The 6,299-nt window shown below is 70.3% G+C and carries 6 protein-coding genes and 1 tRNA gene; 1 reads left to right on the top strand and 6 read right to left on the bottom strand.

Annotation, left to right across the window (positions count from 1 at the left end):
• The 6 genes from M4J07_RS32185 to M4J07_RS32210 all read right to left on the bottom strand — a co-directional run bounded on the left by M4J07_RS32185 (nt 1) and on the right by M4J07_RS32210 (nt 4,745).
• Nucleotides 1-456 (bottom strand): hypothetical protein, encoded by a 456-nt coding sequence (locus M4J07_RS32185; RefSeq protein WP_255977558.1) that lies wholly within the window; start codon nt 454-456, stop codon nt 1-3.
• A 63-nt stretch (nt 457-519) separates the two neighbouring features.
• Nucleotides 520-1,113, bottom strand: coding sequence for an aminoacyl-tRNA hydrolase (gene pth, locus M4J07_RS32190; protein WP_255977560.1), 594 nt, complete (start codon nt 1,111-1,113; stop codon nt 520-522).
• Nucleotides 1,114-1,205: 92 nt separating this feature from the next.
• Nucleotides 1,206-1,796, bottom strand: a complete 591-nt coding sequence (locus tag M4J07_RS32195; protein WP_255977562.1) for a 50S ribosomal protein L25/general stress protein Ctc — start codon at nt 1,794-1,796, stop codon at nt 1,206-1,208.
• Between the two features lie 200 nt (nt 1,797-1,996).
• Nucleotides 1,997-2,974 (bottom strand): ribose-phosphate diphosphokinase, encoded by a 978-nt coding sequence (locus M4J07_RS32200; RefSeq protein WP_255977564.1) that lies wholly within the window; start codon nt 2,972-2,974, stop codon nt 1,997-1,999.
• Between the two features lie 120 nt (nt 2,975-3,094).
• On the bottom strand, nt 3,095-4,552 hold the full coding sequence (glmU, locus tag M4J07_RS32205; protein ID WP_255977572.1) for a bifunctional UDP-N-acetylglucosamine diphosphorylase/glucosamine-1-phosphate N-acetyltransferase GlmU: 1,458 nt from the start codon (nt 4,550-4,552) through the stop codon (nt 3,095-3,097).
• Nucleotides 4,553-4,673: 121 nt separating this feature from the next.
• A tRNA-Gln gene (locus M4J07_RS32210) sits at nt 4,674-4,745 on the bottom strand.
• A 284-nt stretch (nt 4,746-5,029) separates the two neighbouring features.
• Between M4J07_RS32210 and M4J07_RS32215 the strand changes: the two genes are divergently transcribed.
• On the top strand, nt 5,030-6,299 hold a 1,270-nt coding region (locus M4J07_RS32215; protein ID WP_255977566.1), incomplete at its 3' end, for a sensor histidine kinase.

Raw genomic sequence — 6,299 nt, forward strand, 5'->3', positions numbered from 1 at the left:
CTAGAGGCTCAGGGCGGCGAAGGCCGCCGTGAGCAGCACGAATCCGGCGCCTCCCGTGATCCACGTGAGGCGCCGGTTGCGTATCCCGCCGGCCAGCACCACCGAGGCGAGCAGCAGTGCGCCGCCCAGCGGCACCCAGGCGTGCAGGAAGCCGGCCGTGCCGGCGCGCACCGCCGACGTGGAGCTCGGCTTGAGGACGACGGGGAAACTCGCGCCCTTCTTCTCGCCGATGGAGCGGTCGATCGTCACGCGTGCATGGCGGACGGCGGTGGGGGAGGCCGGCGAGAACGGGCCGGTGCACGTCTCGTCCGCGCACCGCGTCACCGTCATCGTGCCGCGCTCACGGCCCTTGGGGAACATCACGTGCTGCGCCGCGCCCCACGACGTGAACACACCGGCGATCAGCAGCAGCGCGGCGAGCGCAGCCGCCGCGATCTGACGGGCAACTGGCAACATGGCCGGATCCTTGGCCATGACCCGGCGTACGGTCAACTCCGGCCGGCGGCATATCCGTACAGGTCAGGAGTTGTACGACGACTGCGCGCGCTCCAGGCCCTCGGTCACGAGCGCCTCCACGGCGTCGGCCGCGCGGTCCACGAAGTAGTCCAGTTCCTTGCGCTCCGCCGAGGAGAAGTCCTTCAGGACGAAGTCCGCGACCTGCATCCGGCCCGGCGGCCGGCCGATCCCGAACCGCACCCGGTGGTAGTCGGCGCCCAGCGCCTTGGTGATCGACTTCAGGCCGTTGTGGCCGTTGTCGCCGCCGCCCAGCTTCAGGCGCAGCACCCCGTAGTCGATGTCCAGCTCGTCGTGGACGGCCACGATGTGCGCCGTCGGCACCTTGTAGAAGTCGCACAGCGCGGTGACCGGGCCGCCGGAGACGTTCATGAACGACATCGGCTTGGCGAGGATCACCCGGCGGTTGGCAGGGCCCGGCGGACCGATGCGGCCCTCGACGACCTGCGCCTGGCCCTTGGTGGCCCGCTTGAACTTGGCGCCCATCCGCTGCGCCAGCAGGTCGGCGACCATGAAGCCGACGTTGTGCCGGTTCATCGCGTACTCGGGGCCTGGGTTGCCGAGCCCGGCGATCAGCCAGGGAGCGTTCTCGTCGGACATGCGCCTTCCTTGGGCCTGGTCGTGGTCGTGGAGAGCGGTACGGGGTGGTGGGCCGTGCCCACCACCCCGTACACAGGTCAACTGCGGAAGGCTCAGGCCTCCGCGGCGGCCTCGTCGCCCGCGGCGTCGGCCGGGGCCTCCTCGGCCTGCGCGGCCAGGACCTGCAGGACGACGGCGTCGCCGTCGACGGCCAGCGTGGTGCCGGACGGCAGGGTGATGTCCTTGGCGTGGACGGCCGCACCGGCGTCGAGGCCGGCGATCGAGACGGTGACCGACTCGGGGATGTGCGTGGCCTCGGCCTCGACCGGCAGGGTGTTCAGGACGTGCTCGAGCAGGTTGCCGCCGGCGGCGAGCTCGCCCTCGGTGACGATCGGAAGCTCGACGGTGACCTTCTCGCCGCGCTTCACGAGGAGCAGGTCGACGTGCTCGAGGAAGCCCTTCAGCGGGTCGCGCTGGATGGCCTTCGGGATCGCGAGCTCGTTCGTGCCGTCGATGTCCAGGGACAGCAGGACGTTCGGCGTACGCAGGGCGAGCTGCAGCTCGTGGCCCGGGAGCGTGATGTGGATCGGGTCCCCACCGTGACCGTAGACGACGCCGGGAACCTTGTTCTCGCGGCGGATGCGGCGGGCGGCGCCCTTGCCGAACTCGGAACGGGTCTCGGCGGCGAGCTTGACCTCGGACATGTGCTCTCAACTCCTCGTAGAACTGGGGGAATCCCCAAAACGGGCGGTCACCCGGCCACGAACGGCCTGCTACGAAGAGCGCGTCGATAACGGACAGCCGTACAAAAAAGTACGGCCTCCCTCGCCGAGCAACTTTCGCAGTTTACCCGGCGGGGGAGGCCGCACCCAAATGGATCTTCTAGCGCATGATCAGCGCACGATCACGCTTCGCCCTCGAAGAGGCTGGTCACCGAGCCGTCCTCGAAGACCTCGCGCACCGCGGAGGCGATGGTCGGGGCGATCGACAGGACCGTGATCTTGTCGAGCTCCAGCTCGTTCGGCGTCGGCAGCGTGTTCGTGAAGACGAACTCGCTCACCTTCGAGTTCTTCAGGCGGTCCGCGGCCGGGCCGGACAGCACACCGTGCGTGGCCGTCACGATGACGTCCTCGGCGCCGTGCGCGAACAGGGCGTCGGCGGCGGCGCAGATCGTGCCACCGGTGTCGATCATGTCGTCGACCAGGACGCAGACGCGGCCCTTCACGTCACCGACGACCTCGTGGACGGTCACCTGGTTGGCGACGTCCTTGTCGCGGCGCTTGTGGACGATCGCCAGCGGGGCGCCGAGGCGGTCGCACCAGCGGTCGGCGACGCGCACGCGGCCGGCGTCGGGGGAGACGACGGTCAGCTTGTCGCGGTCGACCTTCGCGCCCACGTAGTCCGCGAGGATCGGCAGGGCGAACAGGTGGTCCACCGGGCCGTCGAAGAAGCCCTGGATCTGGTCCGTGTGCAGATCGACGGTGAGGATGCGGTCGGCGCCCGCGGTCTTCATCAGGTCCGCGATCAGACGCGCCGAGATCGGTTCACGTCCGCGGTGCTTCTTGTCCTGCCGCGCGTAACCGTAGAACGGCACGATGACGGTGATGGAGCGGGCCGACGCGCGCTTCAGCGCGTCGATCATGATCAGCTGCTCCATGATCCACTTGTTGATCGGAGCCGTGTGGCTCTGGATCAGGAAGCAGTCGGCACCGCGAGCGGACTCCTGGTAGCGGACGTAGATCTCGCCGTTGGCGAAATCGAAAGCCTTGGTCGGGACGATCCCGACACCGAGCTGGTGCGCGATCTCCTCGGCAAGCTCGGGGTGGGCGCGGCCAGAGAAGAACATCATCTTCTTCTCGCCCTGCGTCTTGATCCCGGTCACAGCACTAGTCTCCTCAGACGAGTTCGTCCGCCGCAGCTGCCCGCGCGTCCCATTAGCAGCGAGCCAGGCGAATCGTGAGCACCTATCACGGTACGCCGTGTCGGACGCACCTGTTTCCGGTCAGCCCTCGCCGACCGTGTCCTTGGGGTCCCGGGAGCTCTCCTCGGCCGCCTTCGCGGCCGCGCTCCCCGGACGCTTCCGGGCCACCCAACCCTCGATATTCCTTTGCTGGCCCCGGGCGACGGCCAGTGAACCGGCCGGTACGTCCTTCGTGATCACGGAGCCCGCGGCGGTGTACGCACCGTCCCCGACCGTGACAGGCGCCACAATCATGTTGTCCGCACCGGTGCGGCAGTGCGACCCGATCGTCGAGTGGTGCTTGTGCTGGCCGTCGTAGTTCACGAAGACGCTGGCGGCGCCGATGTTGGTGAAGTCGCCGATCGTCGCGTCGCCCACGTACGACAGGTGCGGCACCTTGGTGCCCTCGCCGATCGTCGCGTTCTTGGTCTCGACGTACGTGCCGATCTTGGACTTCACGCCGAGGCGGGTGCCGGGACGCAGGTACGCGAAGGGGCCCACGCTCGCCTCGGGGCCGATCTCGGCGCTGTCGGCCACCGTGTTGTCCACGCGGGCGCCCGCGCCGACCCTGGTGTTCGTGAGGCGCGTGTTGGGGCCGACCACGGCGCCCTCGGCGATGTGCGTGGTGCCGTGCAGCTGGGTGCCCGGCAGGACGGTGGCGTCGCGCTCGAAGGTGACGGTCACGTCGACGAAGGTGCTGGCCGGGTCGACGACGGTGACGCCGTCGAGCATCGCCTGCTGCAGGAGGCGGTCGTTGAGGATGCGGCGGGCCTCGGACAGCTGCACGCGGTTGTTGATGCCCGCGATCTCCCGGTGGTCCCGCGCCACGGAGGCGCCGACCCGGTGCCCCGCCTCGCGCAGGATGCCGAGGACGTCGGTCAGGTACTCCTCGCCCTGGCTGTTGTCCGTACGCACCTTGCCCAGGGCGTCGGTCAGCAGGCGGCCGTCGAACGCGAAGACGCCCGAGTTGATCTCGCTGATCGCGCGCTGCGCCTCGGTCGCGTCCTTGTGCTCGACGATCGCGGTGACCGCGCCCGAGACGGTGTCGCGCACGATGCGGCCGTAGCCCGTCGCGTCCGGCATCTCGGCGGTCAGCACGGTGACCGCGTTGCCGTCGGCGGCGTGCGTGGCGGCCAGGCGCTCCAGGGTCGCGCCGGTGAGCAGCGGGGTGTCGCCGCAGACCACGACGACCGTGCCGTCCACGCTGCCGTCGAGCCCTTCGAGGCCCATCCGCACGGCGTGCCCCGTGCCGTTCTGCTCGGCCTGGACGGCGGTGCGGGCGGTGGTGTCGACGGCGCTGACGTGCGCGGCGACCTTCTCGCGCTCGTGGCCCACGACCACGACGAGCTGCTCGGGGGTCAACTCCCGTGCGGCGGCCAGGACATGGCCGACCAGCGAGCGGCCGCAGAGATCGTGCAGGACTTTGGGCGTGGCCGACTTCATACGGGTGCCCTCACCCGCTGCGAGAACGACGACGGCGGCCGGACTAGTGGCGCTCACGGGTGTGCCCTTCGGCTTCGGGATGTCTGCTGGGGTGGACATCCGCAGGATACCGGGGGGTTTGGGGGTGGAAATAAGGGCGGGTCCCGACCTGTGTGGTCAGGACCCTGAAAGTGCTGAGCTCCCCCGCCAGGACTCGAACCCGGACAAATGGCACCAAAAGCCACGGTGCTGCCAATTACACCACGGGGGACGGAACTCGACGGGACCGGACGTGGTCCCAGGTCGCCGAGTGGGCACCCAACACTATGCCGTACCAAGCGCCTTGCGTGCGACGGTACAGGTGGGCGCGCTCGCCTGTGGCGTGTGTCATAGCCGGGGCAGCCGCGGAACGTGGCATTCCGGGTGGAAACCCTTGGGGCTCGGCAGTTCGAGGGATACCGGCTGGTTTCGCTTCCGTTCGATTGTGGGGGGTGGTGTAGGCCAGTAAGCAAAACTCGCCGGAAATCGGGCGGGGGCCGCCCGTAGGCTGGAGGCATGACCACGACGGGGGAAGTTCACCGAGCCACGGCCGGGGGGCCGTGGTGGTGGGAGCGGCGGCGCAGCGCGCTGTTCGATATCGGGCTCGCGGGGGTGTCCGCCGCGGAATGCGCGGTCGAGGGGATCCCCTTCGCGCGCAACGCGGGACTGCCGCTCGCGGTCGGGGTCGTGTTCGGGGTGCTCGCCGGGTCCACGCTCGTGCTGCGGCGGCGCTGGCCGATCGCGGTCGTGCTGGTGTCGGTGGCGATCACGCCGGCCCAGATGGGCGTGATGCTGACGGTCGTCGGCCTGTACTCGCTGGCCGCCTCCGAGATGCCGCGGCGGATCATCGGGGCGCTCGCCGGGATGTCGTTCGTCGGGGCGCTGATCGTCGCGGTGGTGCGCGCGCAGCAGGACGTGGCGCGCGGCGACGTCTTCCAGGTGGGCAGCTGGTTCGTCCCCTTCGTCGCCATCACCACGGCGCTGGGGGTCACGGCTCCGCCGCTGCTGCTCGGTATGTACGTGGGTGCGCGCCGGCGGCTGATGGAGTCACTGACCGAGCGGAACGATTCGCTGGAGCGGGAGCTGTCGCTGCTCGCGGAGCGGGCCGAGGAGCGGGCCGAGTGGGCGCGCGGCGAGGAGCGGACCCGGATCGCCCGGGAGATGCACGACGTGGTCGCGCACCGGGTGTCGTTGATGGTGGTGCACGCGGCGGCGTTGCAGGCGGTGGCGCGCAAGGACCCGGAGAAGGCCGTGAAGAACGCGGCGCTCGTCGGGGACATGGGGCGGCAGGCGCTCACGGAGCTGCGCGAGATGCTGGGCGTGCTGCGGTCCGGGGACGCGGTGCCGGAGCGTACGGCGGTGCCGTTGGCCGCGGTCGGGGCGGCGGCCGCCGCGGCGGCGTCCCGGGCGGAGGCCGAGTCGGGGGACGTCGGGCCGTGCCTCGCCGAGCTGGAGGAGCTGGTGGGGCAGTCGCGGGCCGCCGGGATGGTGGTGGAGATGACGGTGGAGGGTGAGGTGCGGGTGTACGGCGCCGTGGTGGAGCAGACGGCGTACCGGGTGGTGCAGGAGGCGCTGACGAACGTGCACAAGCACGCGGGCGGGGCGAAGACGTACGTGCGGCTCGCCCATCGGGGGGCCGAGGTGGCGATGCAGGTGGAGAACGAGCCGCCGCCGGTGCCCGCGGCGGCTTCGTCGGTGGGGTTGCCCTCCGGGGGGAACGGGTTGGTGGGGATGAAGGAGCGGGTGGCCGGGCTCGGGGGAGTGTTCGTGTCCGGGCCCACGGACG

Origin of the sequence: Streptomyces longispororuber (assembly GCF_024448165.1) — a bacterium.
Taxonomy (GTDB): domain Bacteria; phylum Actinomycetota; class Actinomycetes; order Streptomycetales; family Streptomycetaceae; genus Streptomyces; species Streptomyces longispororuber_A.

Coding starts and splice junctions, on each gene's coding strand:
- pth (WP_255977560.1), bottom strand. CDS start 1,113: ATGTCCGACGAGAACGCTCCCTGGCTGATCGCCGGGCTCGGCAACCCA.
- M4J07_RS32185 (WP_255977558.1), bottom strand. CDS start 456: ATGTTGCCAGTTGCCCGTCAGATCGCGGCGGCTGCGCTCGCCGCGCTG.
- M4J07_RS32195 (WP_255977562.1), bottom strand. CDS start 1,796: ATGTCCGAGGTCAAGCTCGCCGCCGAGACCCGTTCCGAGTTCGGCAAG.